The sequence below is a fragment of the Gluconobacter sp. GP1 genome, assembly GCF_032913585.1.
GTDB lineage: Bacteria > Pseudomonadota > Alphaproteobacteria > Acetobacterales > Acetobacteraceae > Gluconobacter > Gluconobacter cerinus.
This window is the reverse complement of sequence record NZ_JASGXC010000001.1, coordinates 574,050-599,310: the sequence shown is the minus strand read 5'-3', so window position 1 is coordinate 599,310 and position 25,261 is coordinate 574,050. Positions and strand designations below refer to the sequence as shown.

16 protein-coding genes are annotated in these 25,261 nt (G+C 53.1%); 8 read left to right on the top strand and 8 right to left on the bottom strand.

Features of this window, described 5'->3' with window-relative positions; translation table 11 throughout:
• Positions 1-118 precede the first annotated feature (118 nt).
• On the bottom strand, positions 119-2,533 hold the full coding sequence (locus tag R5H23_RS02795; RefSeq protein WP_317214261.1) for a Hint domain-containing protein: 2,415 nt from the start codon (positions 2,531-2,533) through the stop codon (positions 119-121).
• Between the two features lie 848 nt (positions 2,534-3,381).
• On the opposite strand from R5H23_RS02795, the gene R5H23_RS02790 reads away from it, so the two are divergent.
• From R5H23_RS02790 to R5H23_RS02760, 7 genes are all read left to right on the top strand, one after another.
• Complete coding sequence (locus R5H23_RS02790) at positions 3,382-5,910, top strand: TonB-dependent receptor (RefSeq protein WP_317214260.1); 2,529 nt, start codon at positions 3,382-3,384, stop codon at positions 5,908-5,910.
• Between the two features lie 198 nt (positions 5,911-6,108).
• Complete coding sequence (pstS, locus tag R5H23_RS02785; RefSeq protein WP_317214259.1) at positions 6,109-7,098, top strand: phosphate ABC transporter substrate-binding protein PstS; 990 nt, start codon at positions 6,109-6,111, stop codon at positions 7,096-7,098.
• 213 nt (positions 7,099-7,311) lie between these two features.
• Positions 7,312-8,766, top strand: coding sequence for a carbohydrate porin (locus R5H23_RS02780; protein WP_317214258.1), 1,455 nt, complete (start codon positions 7,312-7,314; stop codon positions 8,764-8,766).
• A gap of 103 nt (positions 8,767-8,869) precedes the next feature.
• Positions 8,870-9,787, top strand: coding sequence for a polyphosphate kinase 2 (ppk2, locus tag R5H23_RS02775; protein ID WP_317214257.1), 918 nt, complete (start codon positions 8,870-8,872; stop codon positions 9,785-9,787).
• Between the two features lie 134 nt (positions 9,788-9,921).
• Positions 9,922-10,485, top strand: a complete 564-nt coding sequence (locus tag R5H23_RS02770; protein ID WP_099212999.1) for a hypothetical protein — start codon at positions 9,922-9,924, stop codon at positions 10,483-10,485.
• A gap of 165 nt (positions 10,486-10,650) precedes the next feature.
• The gene (locus tag R5H23_RS02765; RefSeq protein ID WP_317214255.1) at positions 10,651-11,511 is read left to right on the top strand and encodes a glucose 1-dehydrogenase; all 861 of its coding nucleotides are present in this window, start codon (positions 10,651-10,653) and stop codon (positions 11,509-11,511) included.
• 235 nt (positions 11,512-11,746) lie between these two features.
• Positions 11,747-13,768 carry a GAF domain-containing protein gene (locus R5H23_RS02760; protein WP_317214254.1) on the top strand — a complete coding sequence of 674 codons (2,022 nt, stop codon included), beginning with the start codon at positions 11,747-11,749 and terminating at the stop codon, positions 13,766-13,768.
• 215 nt (positions 13,769-13,983) lie between these two features.
• Here the strand turns inward: R5H23_RS02760 and R5H23_RS02755 are convergent, their stop codons facing one another.
• Together R5H23_RS02755 and R5H23_RS02750 are read right to left on the bottom strand one after the other, a co-directional pair.
• Positions 13,984-15,360, bottom strand: coding sequence for an NAD-dependent succinate-semialdehyde dehydrogenase (locus R5H23_RS02755; protein WP_317214253.1), 1,377 nt, complete (start codon positions 15,358-15,360; stop codon positions 13,984-13,986).
• 318 nt (positions 15,361-15,678) lie between these two features.
• The gene (locus R5H23_RS02750) at positions 15,679-17,103 is read right to left on the bottom strand and encodes an MFS transporter (protein ID WP_317214252.1); all 1,425 of its coding nucleotides are present in this window, start codon (positions 17,101-17,103) and stop codon (positions 15,679-15,681) included.
• 575 nt (positions 17,104-17,678) lie between these two features.
• Between R5H23_RS02750 and R5H23_RS02745 the strand changes: the two genes are divergently transcribed.
• Positions 17,679-19,286 carry a tannase/feruloyl esterase family alpha/beta hydrolase gene (locus R5H23_RS02745; protein WP_408874324.1) on the top strand — a complete coding sequence of 536 codons (1,608 nt, stop codon included), beginning with the start codon at positions 17,679-17,681 and terminating at the stop codon, positions 19,284-19,286.
• 132 nt (positions 19,287-19,418) lie between these two features.
• Here R5H23_RS02745 and R5H23_RS02740 read toward each other — a convergent pair whose 3' ends face one another.
• From R5H23_RS02740 to R5H23_RS02720, 5 genes are all read right to left on the bottom strand, one after another.
• Positions 19,419-20,876: a carbohydrate porin gene (locus R5H23_RS02740; protein WP_099213004.1), complete on the bottom strand. Its 1,458-nt coding sequence runs from the start codon at positions 20,874-20,876 to the stop codon at positions 19,419-19,421.
• Positions 20,873-21,283: a heme-binding protein gene (locus tag R5H23_RS02735; RefSeq protein WP_317214250.1), complete on the bottom strand. Its 411-nt coding sequence runs from the start codon at positions 21,281-21,283 to the stop codon at positions 20,873-20,875. The genes R5H23_RS02740 and R5H23_RS02735 overlap by 4 nt, the downstream gene beginning before the upstream one ends.
• Positions 21,284-21,387: 104 nt before the next feature.
• Positions 21,388-23,022: a GMC family oxidoreductase gene (locus R5H23_RS02730; RefSeq protein WP_086634285.1), complete on the bottom strand. Its 1,635-nt coding sequence runs from the start codon at positions 23,020-23,022 to the stop codon at positions 21,388-21,390.
• Positions 23,023-23,042: 20 nt separating this feature from the next.
• The gene (locus R5H23_RS02725) at positions 23,043-24,503 is read right to left on the bottom strand and encodes a cytochrome c (protein WP_317214597.1); all 1,461 of its coding nucleotides are present in this window, start codon (positions 24,501-24,503) and stop codon (positions 23,043-23,045) included.
• A 19-nt stretch (positions 24,504-24,522) separates the two neighbouring features.
• Positions 24,523-25,074 carry a sugar dehydrogenase complex small subunit gene (locus tag R5H23_RS02720; protein WP_317214249.1) on the bottom strand — a complete coding sequence of 184 codons (552 nt, stop codon included), beginning with the start codon at positions 25,072-25,074 and terminating at the stop codon, positions 24,523-24,525.
• Between the last annotated feature and the right edge of the window lie 187 nt (positions 25,075-25,261).

Below are 25,261 nucleotides of genomic sequence, written 5' to 3'. Positions count from 1 at the left end.
TTTAGTAAATCTTACTCTTTAGTTTTTGAATATTAAGAACCTCCCAGCCAAAGCAAAAACTTTGATTAAGCTGGGAGGGAAAGCCTGCCCGTAGTTCTCACGGGCAGGGGAATAACCTTCAGGCTGTCTTGAGAGCGACTTCCACGTCATCTGCCGGAGCAACAACGTAAGGGCCAGCAGCTTCGACCTTGATGGCAAGAAGACCAATGCCACCCGGCAGGCGTGCACCAAGCGGAAGATAGGCGTTGCCGTTCGTCCAGCGCATCGGGATGTGCTCCACACTATGCCAGCCGCTCAGATTTTCCTTCGTGAGGTGCGTCTTGATGTTCACCGTGACGCCACTGTCGAAGAACGAAACATCGCCAATCAACACACCCAGCATACGACGGTCGTCAACAAACGGGCCAATCGCATCAGCCGGACGGCTGCTGTTCGAGACGATACGAACCGAAGACACATCACTTGGGATCATGAACATGACGCGGTTATCGACCGTGCGGAGCGGCTGGATGCGATGACCGCGATCAGACACCAGGTGCAGGTCGCTTTCCGTGACCGTCGTCGCAGCCGGTGCCTGAACTGCGAACTGCAGCTCCTGCGCACGCTGTTCGATCTGACGGTAAACAGGCTCAACCAGATCACGGCATACGGTCAGAGCAGCAGCAGCATCGTTCTCCCAGGACTTCGCCTTTTGGCCGAACATGAAAACATTGCTCTTCTGTTCGAACGCACGACGATTGCCCGTATCAAGATAGCTCTCGGTCAATGCACCGTTTGCCATGATGACCGAGTGATCTTCCGTCTCAATGTGGAAATAGTCATAGGACGTGAAGGACTTGTCGTAATAGATCGAACGACCGTTGACGAGCATACGGGCCGGAATGAACTTGCCATCCAGGAAGAGGCAATGTTCAGACGTCACGAGCATGTCCTGGAAGGGAACACCCAGAGCAATCGCGTTTTCAAGGATCCGCACTGGATAGCCGGCCTCATCATCAGCCTTTTCCGGACGGACGACGCAATGTGCCTTACCTGCCCAGGAAACCGTGCTGCTGTAGGCCTGACCGTCGCGATAGGACGTGACGGTGTCGCCTGGTGCAAGATCCTGGACGGCAATATTACCATTCGGGCCTGCGATCAGGGTATCAGCCAGGAAGCACACTTCGTAGACAAGATCGCCGCTGCTGTCTGAAGCCAGCGTATAGCCTACGTTCTGGACGCCAATGATGTTCAGCGTGACGGCTGAACCGTCCTTGAGCGTGAACGTGACATGGTCAGCGTCAGGATAGGTGACGGAAGCGACGTTGGCAGTTTTGACGTTCGTCAGCGTGATGCCGTCTGCGGTTCCTGCCGTCTTATCTTCCGAGAAACCGGAGATAACCGTCGTCGGGTTACCCGAACCTGTGATGGTCAGGCCAACATTCCCATTGCCCTGCAGGTCGATGGTGCCACCAGCAGTCGTCGGGATTGTCAGTGTAGCGCCCTTGGCGGCCGTGACGGTACCCGAGATCGTTGATCCAGCCTTAGCGCTCAGGATTGCACCGCTCTGAAGGGTGGTGGTACCAATCGTGCCACCAGACTCAGCGTAAAGGTACCCGCCATTGCTGACTGTGTTTCCTGTCGCGTTGCCCCCAGATCCAACATCCACCACGCCACCGCTAATAACGGTTGTGTTAGATGTATTGCCTCCAACCCCTAAACCGCCGCCGCCGCTAATAACTAAGCCACTAGCTGCGCCGCCTGCGCTAACGATTACTGTATTACTGGCGCCAATCGTACTATTGGAAAGAGAGGCTCCAGATTTGAGGTAAATTGTAACGCCGCTGCCTAGCTTCTGATAGCCACCGTCGCTCACGCCACTCTCAAGAATCAGAGATCCGCTAACAATTCCACCCGCAACAAATGACGGCGTAACATAGGTATCAACGATGCCACCATTCAGCGTCAAAGCCGACATTGTAGCACCGGCAGCGAAATACGCAGATCCGCCAGCATTGATAGTACCGCCCGAGGCTGTACCTCCAGAGGCAACAGAAATCACACCGCCATTATTGACGGTTGTGTTAGAGGCCGTCCCTGTTACACCCAAACCACCGCCACTTGAGATGATGGCATTTTTAACTGTGCCACCTTTATTGACAATGATGGTACCCATATAGCTGGCGTCAGCATTGGATAGTGTTCCGCCAGAAAGAACGTTAATTTTTGTTCCTGACAGGGCAGTCAGGGAGGTCATGTGTTGATTATCGTAATTAGTGCCAATATTAAAAGTCGCACCAGCGGCCAAGCTAATATAACTTCCACTACCGCCCGAAGAAATGGTTAGGACGCCGCCCGAAGAGACCGTGTCGTTAAACGCTGAGCCACCATTCTGGACGACAACCGAACCGCCAGAGATAACAGTCGCGGCTGCGAGAATTCCGCCCGAAGAAATATATACCGAAGAAAAACTTGATCCATAGAAGCTTCCTGGGTCCGTTCCACCGCTGACATAGTCATCAACATACAGAACGCCGTTCGTTACGTGGCTCATAATTCCCTCCAAGAGAATTCGTTAACGGTACAACCACCCAGAGCGTGAGAAATTCAAACTTCTCGATGGTATTTCTTTGTGACCCTGCGGACGGACAGTCAGAATTTCTTTGATATCTGTAAAATTCGATCGCTGGCGGCTAGCGCAACCAGCCCTACGTAAAGGGGCGAATTTAACAGAATATGGCTCCATTCAGATTGTTTGCAGAATCTTGTCATGGAGATAGAGACACAATTTTGAGGGGCCGGAATATGGATGAATTTTCCAAAGGTAAAAAAAAAGTTGACACCCCAGTGGGCAGCACAGAAAAAACGTTAATAAATTCTTTTAGAATCATATACTTGAACAGTTTTTATAATAATTTCACGAAGAGAAATTCCTCAAATTTCGTCAATTCAAACGAAAGTTAATGATATTTTGTCACGAATTTTGCTGCGTTCCGGCCTCGGAAAAAAACCAATTTTCGAAAAATGACGAATGGGAAGTCCCAAAAATAGGACCAGGCGGACCAAGTTTGCGCCCTGCTGTCATCATCACTGGGTGCGCACCTATTCACATTCGAGGCATAACCATGACCCGGCAGAGAGCGTAATTTTCTGTATCTGCTGAAGCAGCATATGCAGCACACATGCCTTGTAAGGGTCACAAACAGCCCTCAATTATTCAAAGCATCTCATAATTATTTATTATTGTTTCAAGGATTATTTTTAACTAAAAATATGGAAATATTAAAAAATACACCAGAAACATAATAATAATGACACAAAACCTTAACTTTTCTGATTTATTTCTTCCAACTAACAATCCGTACCAAGGCGTTACAAATAGCGTTTTTGGGACACATTCCGATGAAAAAGACGGTTTTAATTCTGGTTGCAACAACTGCTACCGGCGCATTCCTGGTGCCCGCGCAGGCTCAACCGCTCTCCAGTCAAACCACGACAGACGACAAACCTGCTAAGGCCAAAGGAAAATCAAAACGAACGACGACTGCCCATGAAAACGAGAGCGAACAGGTCATCGTAACGGGAACGCGTGAATCCCACGTCAAGGCTCGACAAAGCATCAGCCCGGTCGTCATCATCTCATCGGCAGCCCTTGCGCGTTCAGCCGAAATGAACGTCGCCAATGCGCTGACGCGCATCTATCCATCAATCACGATGAGCGCTCGCGGATCGAATACCAACTCACTGGTGTCATCTATCCAGATGAGAGGGCTGGGACCCAATGAGACGCTTGTTCTGGTAGATGGAAAGCGTCGGCATAGCACTGCGAACATTGTGCAGAAGCCAGGCCCGCAATTTGCGTCTTCGGGTGTCGATCTCAACATGCTTCCCGAGAATATGATCGATCATATCGAAATTCTTGAAGACGGCGCCGCTGCGATGTATGGCTCTGATGCGATTGCAGGTGTGGTCAATATCATAACCAAAAAGAAGGATCACGGCCTGTCGTTATCAGGACAGGGTGGAGCCAATGCGTATCTTGGGAGCGGAGAGCAGTTCCAGCTCAATGCAGACGGTGGCTTCAAACTTGGTCACGATGGCTATGTACACCTTGGCGCGCAGATCTATCACAGCGAACACGCAGTCGCATGGGGACCGGATCACGCGCTCCTTGGCTACTGGCCAGCAGGTGCCGATACAAAAAACTACTTTGTCGGCATCAAGCCGGGTTCAGAAAAGTGGAAAGGTCGTAAGACCGATTATCTGAGCACCCCTGAAGAAACGCGCGAAAATTTCGGCCTGAACTTCGGAAAGCCACTCGGGGCTGACATCGAGCTTTATGGACAGGCAACTCTCGCCTATCGCCATGCAGGCATGCGGGCCTACAAATACCCTTACGTCGTGCCCGCCATGGGAATTGACGAGTTACGTCCGATCACGGGCGATGACGAACTCGACTATGGCGTCGCCCTTGGCTTGAAGGGCCATGATTTTGCTGGGTTCGACTGGAATCTTTCTACAGTTTACGGCGGCGATAACTCCCGGATCAGCATTCGTGACAACGTCAATATCGGGATGCTGACCCGGACAGGATATTCACCGTCCAAATTCTGGGACTACACCCAGAAGAACGCACAATGGACTAATAATCTCGATCTGCGACGCAGCTTTACGGTTATGGGGATGCCTGTGAGCCTTGCCTTTGGTGGGGAGCATCGGCTGGATTCCTATCAAATCATCTCGGGCAATCCGGAATCCTATCTTGATGGGGGACCAGTAGAGCACGCGGGCATTCCGCCTCAATCCGCAGGGACGTGGTATCGCAATGTGTACTCGGCGTATGTCGACACGACGCTACGGCCCACAAGCAAGCTTTCGATCGATATCGCTGGCCGATATGAGTATTACACAGACACAAACAACACCGAAAACGGCAAGATTTCCGCCCGGTATGATGTGTCTCGTCGGTTCGCACTCCGAGGCACGATCAGCAACGGCTTTCGCGCTCCGACATTGCAGGAATCTCACTTCAGCCGTCTGAGCATTTTTGCTGGAACAGGCAGCGTCGGAGGGCAGCTTCCGGTTGAATCTGCCGCTGCACGATCTCTCGGTGCATCGGGGTTGAAGCCTGAGCGCTCAGTGAATGCCAGCGGCGGCTTTACCATGGAGCCAGTGCACGGACTTCACGTCGAGGCTGACGTGTACCAGATCAACCTGCGCGATCGCATTGTGCAAGGTGGAACGGTGCGCGGAGCACAGGCGCTGGATGCCATCCGTTCGTTCGGGTTCGACGTCTCACCAACAGCAACAAATGCGGCGGCTTCGTCAGCTTACTTCCTGTCCAACGGGGCAAGCACACGCACGCAGGGGCTGGACCTGAAAGCTGACTACCTCGTTCATATGCATCAATGGGGCAATATCGCCCTGACAGCTGCGGTAAATCTCAACCGGACCCGTCTGCATCATAATGGTATTTCATCGATCGGGACCCCGCTGCTAAACGATCAGACGATTGCGTACATCACGACCGCAACCCCACGCAGCAAAATGATCCTGAATGCCCTGTGGACTGTCGGCGATTGGGACGTAAACATCCGCCAGAGCCGTTATGGTGAAACGACGGGCATGATGACGTATCAGGACTGGACGCCAGCCTCAGCCACATGCCCGAAAGGTGGAGCGCTGCGTTACTCCAACAGTTGTTTCGCACAGTTCAAGAATACGCCGCGCTGGCTGACAGATCTGGAGATCGGCTATCGCGTCACGTCACACGTTCATGTCGCGGTGGGCGCGAACAATATTTTCAATGTTCGCCCTCGCAAGCTGCCTGACCAGCTGATTTCTGCCGGTGGCAGCATGTATGATCAGTTCTCGAACCAGGTACCATTTACCGGCGGATATTATTTCGGGCGGGTTAACGCGTCTTTCTGAGCATAGGGAAGTCACGCTCAAAAAGTCGACTAGATCCACGAGAGGGCACCCCAAACCCTCTCGTGGACTATTTCACGTAGGCACTCTGGAACGCTTGTCTTGAAACTGTCTTTTTTGATTTGTTGGAAGAGCATAGTCACACGGCCTTCCTCAGTGATATGCGCGGAAAATTCCTGAGCAGACGGAGTGTCGGTGCGCATGTTTCTCTCGATAAGAGTTTTGGCACGCAAAGTGATGCCCATGCTTCTCTTCATGATTTGCGGCGCGGCATATTCAGCTCCCGTTGCTGGCGCAGGATCAAGCTTCGCTGCGCCCCTGTATCGAGCATGGAGTGACAGTCTTCCACCTCAAGCTGGCCTGTCCCTGAAATATCGCACTGTGGGGTCAGGAGAGGGGCAGAAACTTGTCATGGCGCACAAGGTGGATTTCGGGGCCTCAGATATTCCTCTTCCAGACAAGCTTCTTGATATGCAGGAACTTTATCAGTTTCCAACCGCGATCGGAGCTATTGTCGTAGTCATCAATGTTCCCGGCATAGGGGCTGACCATATGCGGCTGGATGGCTCAACGCTCGGCGCCCTTTTTAGAGGCGACATTACTTCCTGGAACGATCCGCGCATTCGCGCCCTGAATCCTGATCTTCGCCTCCCGGACCTAGATGTCCTGCCAGTTCATCGTGAAGAGGCATCCGGAACCAGCCAAGTCTTTTCAGACTATCTTCGTACACAGTCGCCATCCTGGAAGCCCGGATCATGGGGCGAGGGGGCCGAGGCACGCGGCAATGATGGTGTGGCGGCGAGTGTGCGTCAGTCTATCGGCGGGATTGGGTTTGTGGAATATGCCTTTGCGCGCCGAAATCATCTGAACACAGTAAAATTGAAAAATCATTCAGGCTTATTCGTTGCTCCGGAAACAGCCGCCTTCAAAAGCTCTGCTTACAGCGCAGACTGGCAGCACACGGATCATTACGCGGTGAGCTTACTGGACGCCGGCGGCTCAAAAAGCTGGCCGATCATGAGCGCAACGTTCGTGCTCGTCCCGGTTCATCCATCAGACCAGACGACTGCAAACGCAGTGAAGGCATTTTTCACCTATGGGCTGCGTCGCGGCGATAAGGCCCTTCAGGATCTGGATTACATCCCGCTGCCGAACGATGTAAAAAACAAAATCCTTGCAGAGTGGCCCTGAGCGAGGCTGGCAAAGTCATAATAACTTCACTCCCATTTTCCTCTCATTTCTGTGAATGAATTATGCCTTCCGGCATCTCGGAATGAGGGGACCGTCGTGCTTACGAGTGCTCAGTATCGTCGTCTTTTTATCGCACACGGCACCGCAAGGCTGAGAAGGCCACTAATTATAGAGGGCGGCATAACTTCTCCAGGTTTTTGACGGGATCTCCGCATGCTTGGGAAAATGCGCTCACTGGCACACCTTGTAGTTTTCAGTAGCATTTTCCATTCGTTTTTCGGGAAAGCCGAGGCGGCAGCGGCACCTCTCGTAACTGACGTTCTGCCGTCAGGCGTACCGTTACCATCTCCGGCACCGGGTTTTGTTCTACCACCGGAAGATACAGGAACGGAGTTGTTGGGCGATGCAGGTGGAGCACGAATCTGGCTGGGCCGAAAAGGGATCAGATTCAACCTTCAGGATGTTGAGGAAATATGGGGACTAGCCTCAGGCGGAATGCATCCGGGGCCCACATATGACGGCATGACAGCCGCCACTCTCGTGCTGGAAACCCGCCGCGCATTTGGCTGGCATGATGGCCTTCTCAATATCAGCGCCATTCAGGTCAGGGGGCGGTCTCTGGCGGGAGAGCGTCTTGGGTCTTTAAACCCGGTGAGCGGCTATGACGCTGGCCGAACCACACGCTTGTTCGAGCTTTGGTATGGGCAGGGCTTCTTTGGAAACCGGCTTGATATTCGCGTTGGCACAATTGATCTGGATACTGAATTTTTGGTCAGCCAGAACGCATCCCTGTTTTTGAATGCAAGCTTTGGCTGGCCGCTCTCGACGTCAAGCAATCTGTATTCGGGCGGCCCGTCCTGGCCTTTCTCGGCTGTCGGAACACGGATCAAGTGGTCTCCAGCTTATCCGCTTGTGCTTATGCTGGCCATCACAGACGACAATCCAACCAAAGGCCCATTTTATAGTCAACTCAGCCCTACTCGTATGGACCCTTCGGGCACCAGTTTCTCGACAAGTGGTGGCACATTATTTTTAGGGGAGGCGCAGCTCTGGGTCGATGCTGCCCAAAGCGTTTCAGGAAAAGATGCACCCGCACTCCCCGGGACATGGAAAATCGGCGGCCTTTACGATACCGGCCATTTCCCTGATCCCCGATATGACAGTCGTGGCGGCTTCCTGGGCAGCCCTGACAGTTCCGGAATACCGGCATATCACCATGGAAACTGGTTGGGTTACATCGTGCTGGACCAAACCCTCTGGAGAACGGTTCAGGGGCCATCAAAGGCAATCAATACGTTTGTTCGTGCGACCATCGCGAGCGGGACGCGCAACCGATTTACAAATGAAGTGGAAGCTGGGCTGACGTTTCAGGGTTTTGTGCCGTATCGGCCCAATGATGTTGTTGGAATTGGGTGGGGAACCAGCTTTTACGGGCACCGTGCACGAGACAACGCCAAAGATACGATACGCCTCGCAGACAGCTCCGCCAGACTGCTCGTACCGGAAGATCATATTGAACTCACCTGGCAAATTCCGGTCCGCGATTACCTGACTGTTCAGCCTGATTTTCAGTATTTCTGGCCTGTTGGAGGTCAGGAGCCAGAAAAGGGTCAAGCAGCGGCCTCAGAAGGCGCTGTTCTTGGCCTGAATATGACAACGACGTTCTGAAAAGTGGCCAACGTAATGTCAATTAACCTTCAAACTCTCAGTCTGGTTTCCACAGTATAGTTTCTTTCACGGCCTTGAAGGTCGGTGATAAAGGAACTTATCCATGACGCAGGACCACGATTTCAGCGCCCATTCTTCGGCCGAACAGGCGCGGGAACGTATGCGCTACGAAATCATCGACGATTTGGATGAAGAATTCGAACTTTCGCTGGAAGAAAACGAAGGCGAGGGGCTTGATCCTGCAGATCGTGCGTTCCGCCGCACCTATTTTCGAGAACTCATTCGCCTGCAAGCCGAACTCATCAAACTTCAGGATTGGGTCAAGGCAACGGGAGAACGCGTTGTTGTCGTTTTCGAAGGCCGTGATGCTGCCGGGAAAGGTGGTGCGATCAAGCGTATTACCCAAAGGCTGAACCCGCGGATCTGTCGCGTAGCAGCTCTTCCGGCGCCTAATGACCGTGAACGGACACAATGGTATTTCCAGCGCTATGTTGCGCATCTTCCCGCAGCAGGCGAGATCGTGCTGTTTGACCGCAGTTGGTATAATCGCGCTGGCGTTGAACGTGTCATGGGGTTCTGCACCGACGAGGAATACGAAGAATTCTTCCGATCAGTGCCAGAATTTGAGCGCATGCTCGTCCGTAGCGGCATTCGGGTGATTAAGTTCTGGTTCTCGATCACGGACGAAGAACAGGAATCACGCTTCCGCGCCCGCATTGAGGATCCCCTGAAGCAGTGGAAACTCAGCCCGATGGACCTTGAAAGCCGTCGTCGCTGGGAAAGTTACACGCTGGCCAAGGAAATCATGCTCGAACGATCCAGCATTCCAGAAGCTCCCTGGTGGGTTGTGCCGGCAGTAGACAAAAAGCGGGCGCGCTTGAACTGTATTGCTCACTTCCTGTCTCTTCTGCCTTACGAACCTGTCAGCCGCCCGGAAGTTGTTCTTCCCGAGCGTGTATTCCATCCCGACTATGAGCGTGAGCCCACGCCAGAAACCATGCTGGTTCCGCAGCGCTACTGACGCCCGCGTTATGATTTACGGGTAATGGAATGAACTCTTTTATTGCCCGTGTAGCCCTATAGATCGAGGAAAATCACTCGCACTGACCATAATTACAGACCGAGATACTTTCTGAAACCTGCTTTGCAGGAAACTTGAAGGATACCCTTGCGCTAAACATCATTACAGTTTTGCAGAAGGTCCTGATGGTAGAAACAGCGTCTCCGTCCCCCGACACCAGCCAGATCGTGGCGCAGGGTCATCCGACAGACAACGAATTACTAGCGTTTTACCGCTCGGAGATCCGATTTGAGACTGAAGTTGTAAACGGTCGCTTGCAGGCTCTTCTGGGTTCTCAGGCATTTCTTGTCATTGCCTATGCCACAGCCATGACGGGCTCTACAAAAAGGTGGGGAGACAGCATGGTTCTTCTTCTGCCGCCCCTGTTTTCGCTATTGGGATTTGTTCTGGCAGCAATGGCCCTTCCTGGTATCCGTGCGGCATACGCTGCGATTGGTAAATGGGAAGGGAAGCAGCGTATGTTACATCAGCGCAGCCCGGCATTGACTGATTTCACTCTTGCCCCAAATGAGGACGAGACACGCGACATGATGCGAAGAGCACAACGAGGTGCACTCTTTGCTCATCAGGCACCCTTCATATTCATTATCGCCTGGACGATTTTCGGATTTATTCCGTTCTATCTATACTTAAAATAATTAACATTCTTGATAGAATATTTACTCCACCAACGAATTTCTCATCGCTTGGTAAAACTTCCATGAGGGAAAAATTTTCGAAGAAACACTTTGGACTTCTGGATGTTGATTATGCCAGGAGCGCCCTTGTTTTAGGCGCATCATCCCTTGTGGAGCAATAGTTGCATGCCTGACCATATTCTTCCCCAGTCACAGGATCATCAGCCCGGCCTTGAAGGACTAATGCAGCCTAAAGCGGAGCATATCCGTGCCAGTTACAAAGGAAGCGGAAAGCTCATCGGAAAAAAAGCATTGATCAGCGGCGGCGACAGCGGGATTGGACGTGCTGCAGCCTTACATTTTGCCCGTGAAGGGGCAGATGTTGCAATCCTTTACCTTGAAGAACATGAAGATGCGAAAGAGACTATTCGCCTGATTGAGAAGGAGGGCCGCAAAGGCCTTGCTATCGCGGGGGATGTCTCTTCAAGTCAAACCTGTAACTCAGCGGTGGAGAAGACGGTCAAGGAGCTTGGAGGACTTGATATTCTTGTCAACAATGCTGGCGTCCAGATCGTTCAGGAAGATATCAGCGCCATATCGGACCAAGAGTGGCAAAAACACATGGACACCAATATCAACGGATATTTCTATCTGGTCCGTGCCGCGCTCCCGCATCTCGCGAAGGGAAGTGCTATCATCAACACGTCCTCCATCAACGCGTTCGCCGGGAACAAAGCCCTCTTGGCTTACTCAACCACCAAAGCTGCGGAAATGGGGTTCACGCGTGCGCTGGCGCTTCAGCTTGTCTCGAAAGGTATTCGTGTGAATGCTGTCGCTCCTGGCCCGGTCTGGACCCCTCTACAGCCAGCAAGCTGGGGGCCAGTTGACCCGCAGGCCGTCGCAGATCTTGGGAAAGACACACCCATGGGACGTTGTGGAGACCCTTCCGAGCTTGGCCCAGCATATGTTTACCTCGCGAGTAACGACGCATCATTCGTGACCGGACAGACACTTCATGTGAACGGCGGCATGATTATCAACGGCTGATCGTCCAAGGGGTCCATCGCCTGCATTTTAGCTAGCCTCTTCCTCCCTTGCCAAACCTGGCCAGGGAGGTTTTTTGTCTCAAACGACGCTCCCTCCAGATACATCTTATTGGCAGTTCTACTCCGGACGTATGAAAGCCCTCATATTTGAGGGTGCGTTCTTCTAAAACAGGATTGGAGGTAAGCCCCAGTCGCGGTATGCTGGATACCATGCAGGATTTGGACATACCTTGAGAATGGGCTCTGCCGACGGACTTGACCGGGTGAATGCCTACGGAGATCTGTCGGCCTTTTCCGACGCGGACCTGAATGACATCGCGATCGCAGCCGCTGCACTGTGTCAAACTCCCATAGCCCTTGTCAGTATTCTCGATCAGGACAGACTGTGGTTTTCAGCCCGTGTCGGCACAGACCAGCCTTTCGGTCCGCTTGCAAATTCAGGATGTGGGCAAGTGATTGCCCGTAAGGTTCCGGTTGTTATTCCTGACATGCTGGCAGATCCTTACACCCAGAAGAACACACTTGTCTGCGGTGTGCCTGGACTACGGTTTTACGCGGGCTATCCACTGTTCGATACCCAGGGAAGGGTAGTCGGTACCCTTTGCGTTGTCGATCTTGAAACACGATCTGATGGCTTGTCCTCACATCAGAAAGATGGTCTCGCTGCACTGGCACGCCAGTCCATGCGTCTGATGGATTTAAGGCAGGCGTCAGTCACTCAGGAACGGCGTTTTACAGCGCAGCAGCTTCGCAGCCAGCGTGCTGCAAAGCGGGTGCGAGAGGCCGAGGCCGAACGTCGCCATGCTCTGGAAAAATATGCTCTTCAACAAGCAGCCGGAGCGGCTGGCGGCATAGGTATCTATGAGTATGATCTGGTGTCGGGAGACATCACCGTGTCGCCCGAGGTCTGCCGGATTGCAGGCATCGATCTCATTCCTACTCTTTCGGCAGAGCAATGGATTGCCCTGATCCATCCCGATGACAAGGTGACGATCCCCACTCTTAATCGAATTCTTGAAGGAACTGCTCCCTTAAGACTGCAGTACCGCATCCTTCGGGCCAGTGACGGAAAGGAGCGATGGGTTCTCCGTCAGGGTATTCTTGATCATGACGAAGCGGGGCGCCCGATCCGGCTAATCGGAACTCTTCAGGACGTTACACCCGAAAGAAATGCGACTGCCAGACTGACAACGCTTCTCGCCATTGGTGATGCCCTTCGGACTGCCGAAACGCGCCAGAAGGCTCTCCAGGAAACATGTCAGTTGCTTGGAAACCGCCTTGATGCGCAGCGCGTTGGTTTCGCCCGCATTTCCATGCGGGAAGAGCGCTTCACTGTAGAGCAGAGTTGGTGTGCGGCTGACATGCCGCCCATCAGCGGAGAATTCTCATTCGAAGCCTTTCGGCATACGTCAGATTTCCTTCGCGGAGGTTCCGTCTTCATTCTGGATGATATCACCCATACGTCGTGGATGAGTGTCGAACAGGCCGCCTATCAGTCCGTGAATGTCATTGCGCAGGTACTGGTCCCGAAAATAAGGGGAGGAGACCTGACGGGCTGCCTTTTTGTCCATAGCTCTCAGCCTCGAGAATGGACTGTGGACGAGACGTCTTTCATCCGCACGGCTGCCGACAGGATTTTTGCTGGTTTGGATGAGTGGGATACTCTGTCCCGGCAGGATCTGATTAACCATGAAATCCTTCATCGCTTGAAGAACACGCTCAGCATTGTCCAGAGCTTGGCCCATCAGGGTTTTCGAGGTGTTGAGGACCAGAGCGCGCTCACGACATTTACCGCGCGACTGATTGCGCTAGGTTCAGCGCATGATCAATTGATGAGAAGAAACTGGCAATCTACAGACCTTGCCAGTCTGACGGTAGCAGTCATGACACCGCTCGGCTTGGAAGGAAGGGTGAAAGTGAACGGGCCTTTCCTTTGCCTTGGGCCCGATACGGCAACATCCTTCTCAATGGTCCTTCATGAGCTGGCCACGAATGCCCTAAAGCATGGCGCGCTGAGTGTCCCTGATGGGATTGTGAGTTTGAACTGGACGGTCGAAGGGTATGGACCAGAGTCAGCTATGATGCTGACCTGGCAGGAAACGGACGGCCCATCAGTGACAATGCCAAACCGGACAGGTTTCGGAATTCGCCTGTTACAGGCTGGCCTGGGACATCAAGGTAAGACCGAACTTTACTACGATCCCGACGGTTTACGCGTAGAAATGACAGCGTCAATCATTTCGATGGCCAGTCACTAAAATTTGGAAGAAGTCGTCGGTTTCATAGTCTGACGGCTATGGAAATCTTTCATTGTTCTTTACCGGCGCTCACTTGCAGAGACTGCGCGGAGAGAGAGGCTGGTGATACAAACATAAACTATGACAAATAGAGCGGGCATCAGGTTACGCAACTTTATCCAGCGCTCATAATAGCGAGCACCAGATAAAAGCGCAGACGTGGGTCTAGCAGGCTGTTAGCCGTGCGCGACAACGACCAACTTGCGATTAACAAACTCCATAATCCCAAGGTCGCCCAGCTCACGTCCGTAGCCAGATCGTTTGACCCCTCCGAAAGGGAGTTCCGGCGCCGTGCTGGTCCATTGGTTAATAAAAACCATGCCGGTTTCTATCTGAGAGGCAAGCTTCTTGGCGCGCTCATGATCTTTCGAGAAGACCGATCCGCCAAGGCCATATGGAGAGTCATTGGCTAACGCAACCAGTTCGTCTTCGCTTTTCACAACATAAACCTGCGCCACCGGTCCGAAGAACTCCGATTTGAACGAAGGACTGTTCTTGTCGATACCGGTCAAAATGGTTGGTTCGTAAAAGAAGCCGCTCCGATCAGCGACTTTTCCACCCGTCAGGACTTGAGCACCGTGCTTTACAGCTTCGTCCACTTGCTTGGCGATTGTTTCCAATGCGGCCTTGGACGACATCGGTTGCAGCGTGGTTGCCGGATCCAGAGGGTCGCCCAAACGGGCTTTTTCAAACTCTGTTTTCAGGCCAGCAATAAACGCGTCTGCAACTTTCTCATGCACAATAAAGCGCTTGGCCGCGGTGCAAACCTGTCCAGCGTTTGAGAGCCGCGCTGCTGTGCCAATTTTGATTGCGCGGGCGAGATCAGCGTCATCTAGAACTGCGAAGATATCCATGCCACCCAGTTCAAGAGTGGACTTCTTTAGATGCTTGGCTGCGGTAGCCGCCACCGCTGCGCCAGCGCGTTCTGAGCCTGTAAGCGCAACACCTTGCACTCTGTCATCACCGATAAGAGCCGCAACCTGGTCAGGCGTTATGAACAGGTTGACGCAGGCACCATCCGGCGCGCCTGCGTCACGAACGAGGGCTTCGAAAAGCTCAGCGCAATGCGGCACAATTTCCGCGTGCTTGATGAGAACGGAATTCCCTACCGCGAACGCTGGCGCAACAACACGGACCAACTGGTAAAAAGGAAAATTCCATGGCTCTACAGCAACGAGTGTTCCAATCGGCGCATTTTCGATCCACGCCTCTCCGAGAGACGTCTCGCAGGGTGTGGGCTTCAGCTGCTCTTTTGCGTGATCAGCATAAAAGCGTGCAATACCGCCGCAAAGTTTGACTTCCTCTTTCGCGTCAGAAAACCGCTTGCCCATTTCGATGCTCGCGGCATGCGCCAAATCATCAGCGCGCTCATCAAAGAGATCTGCAATTTTCGATAATACAGATAGCCGTTTCTCGATAGGCCCATGACCCCAGTCAGCTGATTTGAAAGCTGCATCAGCTCTACCGAGAGCTTCGAATGCCTGCGCATCCGTGTGTCCAGGGTACGTTTTTACAGTTTGTTCGGTGAAAGGATTGACCGTCTGGTAAGCCATGGTGTCATTTTCTCCGCTGACTGGTAATTGTCTGTTTCGGCTAATCAACTGCCCACAAACGGAAAACAGTCAGTTTCGTGATTTGCAATGAGATCCCGCAAAAAAACGGACCTTTGAAGGCTGGATGATCAGTGAACGCTCCCAACTGCGCGAGAGTTCTGGAAAAAAGGGAGATTGCTTGCGGGTATCCGATCACAATTTTCTAGGCATCACGGCGGGGAAGCAGAAACCGTGTGCTGTAGCAAGGGCAATGAGCGGGAAGACTATAGCATTCGCGTCGTCATCTCACCTTACCGTGAGCCGCATATTGCATTCAATTCAGCTTCGCTTTCCTGAAATTTCTGCCCCGAGATTACGTGACATTTTCCAGAAACCAGATGTACCAATCAGCACGATCACAGCAGTCAGCAGAAAGACCGTATGCAGTTCGCGCAGGCTGATTAAGGCGTGAGCATACACGTGAGAGAGCATGGCAAGCCCGAAAGCCGTCATGGCAACGCCCACAGTCGAGCCCGCCTGTCCTAGAATGGACATGATGGCAGCGGCTTTACTCCGTTCGTTGTGACCGACATCCGCAAAGGCCATCGTCGAAAGACTGGTGAGCTGGAGCGAGCGACATAACCCCGCGACTACGAGGGAAAGACCTAGCAAGACCGGAGATGTCTGGGTGTTTAACAAAGTGAAGGGGAGCAGCGACACCGCGACGAGTAAGCCATTGAAGAAGAGGATGTTCCGGAAGCCGCCCCACCGAATGATTGCAGACGTCCAGGGTTTTATGCCGAGATTGGCGCAGAAATAGGCCAGCAGCCATGTTCCGGCCTCCATGGGAGAAAATCCAAGCCCAAGCTGTAAAAACAGCGGAAGCAAAAATGGGGCAGAGGAAAATACAGCGCGAAAAATTAGCCCAGGGTAGAAGGCCGCATATCGCAGGCTGGCGCGTTTGAGAGGCTCCAGAGAAAGGATGGGAGTAGGGTGAGCTTTAAGATGACGAACGGCCAACAGGCTGATGATGGCTCCTGCTATTGTAAGGCCACATGCAACAAGCTGCTCCGTTCCCGTTTCAGAAATGCGCTGAAGGCCAGACAGCAGGCAGGTCAGACCTGTCCCGCAAAGCACAAAACCCTTGATATCCAGCTTTCCTGCTCCTTCCGCAGGTTCGGCAGGGACCACACGCAGCATGATCAGAACGGCTAGAATTCCGATGGGCAGATTAAGCCAGAAATTCCAGCGCCATCCGACGGTCTCGGTCAGATAGCCGCCTAGAACCGGGCCAATGATTGGAGCAGACAAAGCAGGCCATACAGTGACGGACTGCGCTTTCATCAGGTCGCCTTTAGGCGTGTGGCGTAGGATGATGGACATGCCTACAGGCATCATGACGGCACCGGCCAAACCTTGTCCGATCCGCGCGCAGACGAAAATAGAAAGTGTCTCCGCCAGACCACAAAGCAGGGACGAAAGCGTAAAAAATGCTACAGCCAGACACATGACGCGCTTCTCACCAAACTTCATGGCCATCCAGGCAGAGATGGGTGAAATAGCAACCGACGCCAGAAGATAGGCAGTCACGCCCATCGAGAGATCAAGCGTCTTTACCCCGAAGGAACGCGCCATTGCTGGAAGGGAGGTGTTGATGATGGCTCCGTCAAGGTTCTGCATGAACGTCGCAATAGCCATGGTAAAAGCAATAAGCGGGGAGTAACGCAGAGCCTCTCCCGCGTCAGACTGAGCAGAAAAGGCCACGGTTTTATGAGATGCCTTCGGCAAAAAAAGTCTCCAGAAGAGAAGTTCAGCTGATAGTCCGACTGGTTCGGAGAACGTTTTTGCCGGAAAATATGGGATCGTAGGGAAGCGGGCAGTTCATAAACCACGCTGTTTCAGACCGTAATCCAAAACTAATACAAGCAAGATAAGTGGAGCCAGTCTTCGGAAGCAGGGAAGGTTACCAGACTTTTGTGCAACAAAAGGAAACTGTACCTTATGGCGACGCTCGTCTGCGTGAAGACCATGTTTGATCCTGACGGCACTTTCGTCCGAAATTGTAGAGTACTGGCTGCAATGGACGGAGATTTGGCCATAACCAGGCTACCAATTATCCCAAATATGCTCTTCATCCCGCCCACCCTCATTGGTGCTCATACCGCTTCACGCGCTGTTCCGAAAAGCGAGACTGAAACACTGCATTGCAGCACGGAACGGATCAAGACTTTACCTCTTTAGCTTTGAGGTGTTCAGACTGCGTCGTGCTGTCTTAGGTTGCAGAGGCTTGATCTTTGGTACGCCAGACAACGCCACGGAAGCAAAAAGCCGAGGACCCTATGCCAATCATGCAACCCCGCCGCTCTCGCCACACGCAATTGCCGCATCGAATTTTGGCAACTTGTGCAATTGGAGCATTCCTCTTGGCCTCAGGGTCTCTGCTTTTGTCTTCAGAGGCGCATGCTGCCAACTGCGCGGATCTGGCGCGACTAGCACTTCCCGATGCAACCTTTACCAAGGTTGAAACCATAGGCGCCGGAGAGTGGCACAGCCCGCAAACAAATCTGAGCCGGATCATGACAGCACCCGGCATGAACCTTGCAGGACATCCTGTTCAGGCTGCCAATACGGCATTCTGCCGTGTGGCTATGACGCTCCGTCCGTCTTCAGATTCAGCGATCCAAACAGAAATCTGGCTTCCGCTACAGGGCTGGAACGGAAAGCTGCTTGGGGTCGGAAATTTCGGATGGGCAGGCTCTCTCATGTATGACGGCATGGTGACGGGTCTGGGTGAAGGCTATGCTGTTGCCAGCACAGATACAGGCCATGACAGTTCTACGCCCGAAGGACAGGGGGGACGTTTCACGCTAGGGCATCCGGAAAAGCTGGTGGATTATGCTTATCGCGCTGACCACCTGATGACGGTGATGGCAAAGCAGCTTGTCCGGCGCTTTTATGGGAAAGACGCTTCCCATGCATATTGGATTGGATGCTCCCTGGGCGGGTTGGAAGGCTTGATCGAAGCCAAGCGTTACCCCGATGATTATGACGGCATCGTTGCTGGAGCGCCTCCTAACCCGATTGTCAATTTTAATGGTGAGCAGCTCTGGGCAGGATGGATGAGCTATCATGATCCCGCACTGCGTGTGGGGCGCGAGAAGTTCCAGCTTTTGAACCGCGCAGTTACGGCGGCATGTGCCTCTCCGGTCGGGAAAAGCCAGGGTTTTCTTGATGATCCGGACAAGTGCGGGTTCGAGCCTAAGCAGCTTTTGTGCGAGGGAAAAGATACGAAAAGCTGCCTGACGGCCAATGAGATCAAAGCGGTGGAGCAGATCTATCGCGGCCCGGTTGATCCCAAAACAGGCAAGGTTATCTTCCCCGGGCCTGCGAAGGGCAGTGAAGACGGATTTTCAGCGGATGGGAAAGCGTTTCCTGTGGCTCTCGATCTGTTCAGATATGCTGCTTTTCAGAACCCCGCATGGGACTGGACCACACTGAAGTGGGACACTGACATCGCCTCAGCAACCAGCAAGCTTGGCCCGCTGCTTCATGTCGATGACAATCTGACGCCCTTCTTCAAGCGTGGGGGGAAGCTGTTAATGTATATTGGCTGGAATGACGGGCATAACCCGCAGGAACTCGCCGGATACTATCAGGCCCTCATGCAGCATGCCGGACCAGAAGAACAGAAGGCTGCTCGCCTCATTGAAATCCCCGGTATGGGGCATTGCTATGGCGGAGCAGGGTGCGACACGTTCAACAAGCTTGGCGCGATCGATGCGTGGGTCGTACGTCACGACGCTCCACAAACGATTATTGCCTCTCGGGTCGAGGACGGGAAGATTATACGCACAAGACCGCTCTGTGCATGGCCGCAAGTTGCCCGATATGATGGACACGGCCCTATGACCACGGCGGCCAGCTTCACCTGCGTTGTGCCAGAGTGAAAACTGAAATTCCTGGATTTAAAGAACGGGAATTGAAGCCGTGATACCAAATGATGGGACGCCGCTATGTCAGCTTTTGTCCCGTCATCTGGAGTGCAGAACGGCAATCTGGTTGAACCGAACTTCTGGCAATCAGAAATTGGAAGTCAGCTGCCCTCCGATAACAGCGGCGTCCTTGAAGGTGGTCGTAGCCCCTGGGCGTTGGAGATACTGAAAGTCTGCCTGCAACGTTGTGCCTCGCATGAGATGGGTGCTGTAGAACGCTTCATACACATTCTCCCAATGCTGCACCCCGTAAACAGGGCCCCACTGATTATCCAGATAGGGCAGACCAAGCGCCAGGGATGATTCCTGCTGAAGGGTGACGGTATGGCTCATGTCCATATGCTGGAACATGATACCAGCCTGATCGCCACTTCGGTGCCACGGTGTTCCGCTATCAACTATCCCGATCCACTCATGATCTCGCATGGCGACGAGATTGCCCTGCGCATACCCAACACCGCCGATAAGAATAAGCCCATCGGTAACGCCCGGCCCATTGCGGACCAACATCTGGTCAAACATGAACCAGGCTGATGTCATCCCGGCCTCATAGCGCCTCCCAAGGCCTGTCGCCTGAAAGGAGTTGCCATTCACGTCCTCGTAAAGATTCGGATACCGCGAGTTATCGTACCAGGCGCCGAGCTTGTAGTTGCCTCGCAGTTTGTTCTTACCGAAAGACGGCATCCAGCCGATTTCAATCTGCGACGAGACCTTACCTAATCCACTCTGAGCAAGAGCCCAGCCTGAAATGCCACCGTTGTAACTATGGGGCGAAACCGCGAAGACGCCTCCCATGATGTAAGTTTGTTCCGTCGGACGAAGACGCAGCACGCCACCAAGGTTTCCAGAGGGCCAGTCGCGTCCACCCGGGACGTATTTTCCGGGAGCGAAATTACTGCAAACGGATACGTTCATGAAGGAACAGGCAACGTAATCGAACGCAAAGAAGCTTCCCGTTGGAATATCACCAAGGGACAAAATGATGCGGTCATTCAAAAAGGATTTATCCGCATACATGGAAACAAGATGGGCAACCACGTTACCGCGGGCACCGTAGATCTGTTCAGGGTTGGTGACTGAATCGCCCAGTGTATGGCTAAAGCTGCGTCCATGGCCGTTAATTACGAGAAGATGCGTCCAGAGACCCTTCACACCTGCAAGCTGCTGCCAATCCACATCCAGTTCGGCAGCCACCTGACCGGCCAGGACATTATCCCGCGTGCGGCCACCCGTGACATTGGCCATGTATTCTTCATTGAGCGCGACATTCAGATACATGCCGTGCTTTGTCAGCCATGTCTGCGCACCGCCCCAGTCTCCGAACAAATGAGGATTCCCATAAAGAGACGGGACGAGGGGACCGACAGCGAAGGTGCCCATGCCTTCCATCGCAAAAGCACGGGACTTGTAGGATTCAGGTGTTGCAAGGTTCTGGGAAGTTTCGCTCTGTGCGAGCGCCTGACGGCCGGGACCAACGATACCCAAGGCCGCGCACAGGAAAAAGCCAGCAAGTTTTTTCCTGTGCATTGGACGTCGGGTTTTCATTCAGTGCTCTTTGCCTTTGAAGTCTGCAGGAAGGTGGTGACTGTGGACTGAGCGAGACGAGCATCGGTTTCACCTTCGCCACCACTCAGACCAAGAGCCCCTACAAGTTCGTTGTTCACCATGATCGGGTATCCGCCGCCGGCGGGAAGAGCATTCGGCAGCGTGCTGATCATGTAATTCCCGCTATTGAGGGCATGTTCCATGTCAGCAGTCGGACGAGCGAACGAGAGCGCGGTCTTGGCTTTGCGGATCGCCAGTTCGATACTCCCGAGTTGTGTCCCATCCATCTTCTGAAAAGACACCAGATTTCCTCCCGCATCAACAATAGCGATGGCGACACGGGCATGACTGGCCACCGCAAGCTTCTTGGCCTGATCGATGAGGGTATTTGACGTCTCTAAATTCACGGCCAGGTCCTTCGCTGATGCAAGCCCCGTAAGACTTGCTGTTGCGATGAGAATACTTAGGACGGCGCCAATGGTCTGGCGCTGAAATAGTTTGTACAAAACACTTACCCCTGTTTCAGGTCGTTGAGAATGGCATCGGCAGCGCGAAGTGAGAGCGCAGCCATCGTCAAAGTGGAATTCACCGTTCCAGACGCCGCCATTGTTGCGCCTGTAGCGAGAAACAAATTGGCGTGATCATGGGTTCTGAGCCACTCATCCACGACAGAATCACGCGGATCATGGCCCATGATGGTACCACCGGTGATATGATTGTTCGGAGTAAAGAACGGGCTCATTTCAATTTCGGTCCCTCCAAGGGCCTTGGCAATGTCCATCAGGCGCTGCCGGGAAATGACCGCTGATTTGCGCACATATTCTCCCACGTCGTACGTGACTTCGGGATGGGGAATACCGAGAGCGTCCTTATGATCCTTTGACAGAACGAGACGGTTGTTCGGGTCAGGGAGGACTTCATGGTTGGCGTAGATGTCCACACCATGAGCCGTACGGCGGCGGATCTCCTGGTCGAGTTTCTTGCCAACCAAGCCCATGGATAGAGCTTTCATGCCAGCACGGGAGTTCTGAGCCGTGTTGTTATAGCCAATCTGTGTCGCGGCATATTCAGAACGGAAATCACCATCACGGAAGTTCGTAATGGAGCTCATCTGAACCGAACCGCCGCCAGCCCAGATAGGCTCAGCTGACTGGAAGCTCATACCGATGCCCGGATGGTCCATCATGTTCCTGCCAACAAGGTCCGATGAATTTGCAATACCGTTCGGATTGCGATCATTGGCCGCAAGCAAAAGCAGTTTGGGTGTTTCAATACCGTTGGCGGCCACGACAAACGTTTTGGCAACGACACGATGAGACTGTTTTTCCGGATCATAGAAGCGGATGGCCGTAATCCGGTTCTTGGCATCCGTCTCCATCGCATACACGACAGCGTTCGGAATGATCTTGGCCCCCAGCTTCTCAGCCTTCAATGCGGCATAGACCCCGTTGTACATCGCTCCAATCGGGCAGATCGGCATGCAGTTGTTATTTCCACAGCACTGTGGACGGCCATCATAGGGACGACTGTTTCGGGCCTGCGGAACAGGAGTGTTGGAAAACCCAAGCTTGCTCACCACATCGGTGAAGGTGCGGTCTCCATATCCATAAGGCATGGATGTCATGGGCCAGGGATTTCTGCGGGGGGCGGACGGCGTAATGTCCTCTCCATTTGGGCCCATCACGCCCATTTCGCACTCTGCCTCGTAGTAGTACGGCTCGAGCGTGTCATAGCTCATGGCATAATCGCGCCCCACGCCATAGGTGGAGTGCAGCTTGAAATCGTTTGGCAGATACCGCCAGCTTGAGGCTGCCCAGTGCCAGGTTGTACCACCAACGCCCTTGATGATGCCCTGCTTGTAGGCTGTCCGGTCCGGGCCTTTGACGATCAGGTAATTATTGTCCGGAAAGTAGTTGGTGTGGGGCGCCCACGGCACGCTGGGATAAGGCGTTGCGTAATCATACTGGGACTTGTTGTCAGGCGGCATATTCCGCCAGTTCTCCACAATCTGGGAGCGATCACGCCGAGGACCAGCATCCAGAAGCAGGACAGAAAGACCGTTGCGAACGAGTTTATGGGCGAGCAGGGACCCACAGATTCCTGCTCCGATAATGACGACATCAGCCGAAAGCGTTTCACCAGACATGATTTTACCTTTGAATTCTATTAAGCGACACGCTGTTTCCGACGGCTGATCAGCCACCAGACGCCACCCACCACGATGATTGCCCCTAAAACGCCACCAGCTCCGAGCAGAAGCATCACGCCTGGGCTTGCGAGTTTGGCGAGAGGCACCTGCTTGCCGCCAACACGCACCTGTTTCACGGCATCGGCAGAGACAGTAGCCTGCGCGTTGCCAAAGTGGCTCAGAACGTAATCTGCGATTGTTGCGATCTGCTCATCATTGAGCGGTTGCACCAAAGTTCCCGGGCCAAAGGCTGGCATCAGGATTTCATGATCTTCCGTTGTGCGGTCCACGCCATAGAGAATGCTGGCAATCAGATCATTCGGGTTGCGCTGCCCGGTCGTGGTATTCCCCACGAGGGAGGGATAATATCCATCTGCTGATCCTTTGCCGTCCGACTGATGGCAACTAGCGCAGACGGCTTCATAGAGGGCTGCCCCGTCCGTTGTTTTGGACAGGGTGCTGTTGTTACGGCGCGCATTCGCGTCGGCAACGCTGTAGCTCGATGGGCGACCGAGATGAGCGAAATTGGCAACCGTTTGACCAGCTTCTGCTTTAGGCGGAACCGACCTGAGATAGGTCACGATCGCCGAAATATCCCCGTCTGGCAGATACTGCAGACTGTGCTCAACGGCTTCAGCCATCGGCCCGGCCGCACGCGCATGAGCCGTTCGGCCGGTTTTCAGGTATTGGTAGAGATCATGGTCAGACCAGCCGCCAATGCCGCTTTGAGGGTCATTGGTGATATTCGGTGCACGCCATGAGCCTATATCTGCTCCCGCCAGATAAGCGGACTGATTAGGTGCAAGTAGGAAATTGCGTGGCGTGTGGCACTCGCCACAATGAGCCAGTTCATCAACAAGGTAGCGCCCACGGTTCCAGTCATCGTTGTGGGTATGGTCGAAGACATATGGCTTGCCCTCAATACGCGCGGCAATCTTCCAGATACCCAGTGAGGCACGGATAGAGAACGGGAAGGGGAGCTGTGTCCTGGGCGAGGGCGCGTCTACAGGTTTTACTTCGTTCATGATGTAGGCGTAGAGCGATTTAACGTCTTCATCCGTCAGGCGGTTATAGGCGTCATAAGGCATGGCCGGATAGAGCTGCGCACCGTCTGCGCGAATGCCGTGCCTTAACGCCTGAGAAAACTGTTCAAGCGTGTAGTTTCCGATGCCATGAGTTTTGGATGGCGTAATATTGGTGGAGTAAATGTTTCCCATCGGGGAGGAGATCGCATATCCACCAGCCAGAAATTGACCATCCCGTCCGTTTGTATGGCACGCAGCACAATCGGCTGCGATCGCAAGATAATGGCCGCGGCTGATAGATGGTTGATGAGCTGAAGCGGGTGTGGGTTCCGTCGGTTGTGCCAGTGCAGACGGTCCTGCGAAAAGCAGAACCGTTGTCAGGGCAGTGCCGGACAGAGAACGAAAATATCGCATTTTCACTGTGATAATTTCCTTAGAATTCCGGCATGACGTCGACGGAACCGGGCTCTGCAACCCAGTAATTTGGCCCGTTATGAGCATAAGTCGGGATGACGACGACATCGCGAGACGATTGATACATCAGCGCTTTTTCGAAAGCGTAAACCTTGGCGCTCGTTCCACCTTCAATAACGCCAGAATACCAACCGCGGATAATCTGCAGGAGCGTGGCATGCAAAGGATCGCCGTTAAGACCTTCGTCCAGCGCCTCAACATCCTGATAGCCGTTTTTCGCGATCCTTTCGCGAAGAGCTGCTACGCGAGCAGAAAAATCGTTTGTCTGGGCCTCAAACGCGAGGAGCAGCGCGGATCCAATAGCAAGATCCAGATTTTTATGCCCGGTGGCAAAAGTTGATAGTTGCATAAAATCTGAAACGCCATTCCGGTTCGATGCTACTATTTCTTGAGCAGAACCTTTCTTAACCGTTCCGATTGCAGCAGCGGTGATGCAGGCGCCGGATAGAGCCAGAAGACGCCTGCGGGAGAGAAAGACCGGGACAGGATTGGGATCAGGTAATTTTTCCAACGGCGCTCTCCAGAGACATAGTTTGATACGTTATGTCCCTTCATCCGGATTTTTTCCCAATAATAGAAATGACTATTTTTTGTTCAGTATAACAGGATGGTGATTACAGTTACTGTTATTGGTAACGTTTTCGGCATAATTAGAAATATTTCTTATTTTCTTATAAATTTATAAAGAAATAACCGTT

Bases quoted from the DNA above. Each gene is read 5' to 3' on its own strand.
- R5H23_RS02795 (WP_317214261.1), bottom strand. From the start codon at position 2,533: ATGAGCCACGTAACGAACGGCGTTCTGTATGTTGATGACTATGTCAGC.
- R5H23_RS02790 (WP_317214260.1), top strand. From the start codon at position 3,382: ATGAAAAAGACGGTTTTAATTCTGGTTGCAACAACTGCTACCGGCGCA.
- pstS (WP_317214259.1), top strand. From the start codon at position 6,109: ATGTTTCTCTCGATAAGAGTTTTGGCACGCAAAGTGATGCCCATGCTT.
- R5H23_RS02780 (WP_317214258.1), top strand. From the start codon at position 7,312: ATGCTTGGGAAAATGCGCTCACTGGCACACCTTGTAGTTTTCAGTAGC.
- ppk2 (WP_317214257.1), top strand. From the start codon at position 8,870: ATGACGCAGGACCACGATTTCAGCGCCCATTCTTCGGCCGAACAGGCG.
- R5H23_RS02765 (WP_317214255.1), top strand. From the start codon at position 10,651: ATGCCTGACCATATTCTTCCCCAGTCACAGGATCATCAGCCCGGCCTT.
- R5H23_RS02760 (WP_317214254.1), top strand. From the start codon at position 11,747: ATGGGCTCTGCCGACGGACTTGACCGGGTGAATGCCTACGGAGATCTG.
- R5H23_RS02755 (WP_317214253.1), bottom strand. From the start codon at position 15,360: ATGGCTTACCAGACGGTCAATCCTTTCACCGAACAAACTGTAAAAACG.
- R5H23_RS02745 (WP_408874324.1), top strand. From the start codon at position 17,679: ATGCCAATCATGCAACCCCGCCGCTCTCGCCACACGCAATTGCCGCAT.
- R5H23_RS02740 (WP_099213004.1), bottom strand. From the start codon at position 20,876: ATGAAAACCCGACGTCCAATGCACAGGAAAAAACTTGCTGGCTTTTTC.
- R5H23_RS02730 (WP_086634285.1), bottom strand. From the start codon at position 23,022: ATGTCTGGTGAAACGCTTTCGGCTGATGTCGTCATTATCGGAGCAGGA.
- R5H23_RS02725 (WP_317214597.1), bottom strand. From the start codon at position 24,503: ATGCGATATTTTCGTTCTCTGTCCGGCACTGCCCTGACAACGGTTCTG.